At 47.2% G+C, this 483-nt stretch carries 1 protein-coding gene; it reads right to left on the bottom strand.

The window, feature by feature from the left end; genetic code table 11:
• Nucleotides 1-483, bottom strand: a 483-nt coding sequence (locus tag A3766_RS10900; protein WP_197479532.1) for an ATPase, T2SS/T4P/T4SS family, incomplete at both ends; no start/stop codon positions are given.

Genomic DNA, 483 nt, shown 5'->3' with positions numbered 1-483 from the left:
GTTTTACCACTCCCCGTAGGGCCGGTTACTAGGATAAGCCCTTGCGGCTGGTGAAGCGCATCCATATAGAGCTCTTTCTGGACGTCTTCGTAACCCAATGCGTCAATCCCCATTTTCGCGCTGCTCGGGTCAAGAATACGCAATACAATTTTTTCGCCCCACAACGTAGGTAGGGTATTCACCCGGAAATCAATCGCTTTGGTTTTTGATAGCTTTAGCTTAATACGTCCATCTTGAGGAATTCGCCGCTCAGAAATATCCAGCTGGGACATAACCTTTAAACGGGCTGATATCTTGGGGGCCAGTTTAATGGAGGGCTTTGAAACTTCGTGTAATATACCGTCTGTACGGTAGCGAACGCGGTAGCTTTTTTCATAAGGTTCGAAGTGTAAATCTGATGCGCCAGTTTTGATTGCGTCGAGTAGCATCTTGTTGACGTATTTAACAATCGGCGCATCATCCGCATCACTAGCCGACACTTCA

Source organism: Oleiphilus sp. HI0132 (assembly GCF_001635845.1).
The sequence above is the reverse complement of the archived record's forward strand: the minus strand, read 5'-3'. Positions and strand labels throughout refer to the sequence as shown.